At 38.3% G+C, this 930-nt stretch carries 1 protein-coding gene; it reads left to right on the plus strand.

Going from position 1 to position 930, the window contains the following annotated elements; translation table 11 throughout:
* The first annotated feature begins 201 nt into the window (after positions 1 to 201).
* Complete coding sequence (locus tag ACYQ2O_RS12445; RefSeq protein ID WP_346024466.1) at positions 202 to 660, plus strand: universal stress protein; 459 nt, start codon at positions 202 to 204, stop codon at positions 658 to 660.
* The last annotated feature ends 270 nt before the right edge of the window (positions 661 to 930 follow it).

Genomic DNA, 930 nt, shown 5'->3' on the forward strand with positions numbered 1-930 from the left:
AGTCCAATGGGACAACTGAAGAAAATGTTTGGGTAATGAAACACACAGAATGAGCCATTTTAATATTAAAATTGAAGAGTTACCATCTCTAGAAAAAAAGTTTCCGCCAAAGTCTTGACACATACCTAATCGTTTCTGTTAGCTATTGTCCGGTCTTTTATAGTATAATCAGTATATAGAACAAGAGAGGATGTGGATAGAATGTTACAGGAATATAAGTCTATTATGGTGGCAATCGATGGGTCTACTCAGGCAGAAAAGGCCTTCAAAAAAGCAGTCGAAGTTGCCAAACGTAATAATGCCCAGCTTGTGCTCGCTCATGTCATTGATACACGGGCGTATCAGTCATTTTCTACCTTTGATGGGTCAATCGCTGATAACGCACGAGTGGAAGCGAAGAATACCTTAAACGAATACAAAAAGTATGCCGAAGACAAAGGTCTGGATAATGTAAAAATAGTATTGGAATATGGATCTCCTAAAGTCATGATTGCCAAGCAGATCCCTCAATCGGAACATATCGACCTGATCATGCTCGGTGCCACGGGACTGAATGCTGTTGAACGTATCTTTGTTGGGTCAGTATCTGATTATGTAATCAGACAGGCGTCTTGTGACGTCATGATTATTCGTACAGATCTGGACAACAAGCTCGACTGATTTATTCTCTGATATTATTTATAGTAATCAAGTCCTGAAGGGAGACTGTTCAAACTCTTCAGGGCTTTCTTCTATGCCTAAATGCCCATTCTCTATTCTTTCCTTAAATTCTTTCTGTCTAAAAAAAGTGCCTGAGTTCTCTCGAGGGTGCTGAAAAAGAAACCCTTTTTAAGGGCTATAAATGGGTAAAATAAATAATCAGTGATTATCTGGTAAATTTCAAGGCATTTACACAGGTAGCACTGATTATTTTTGTTTGTGTTCTATTAA

It is taken from the genome of Alkalibacterium sp. m-11, assembly GCF_054658155.1.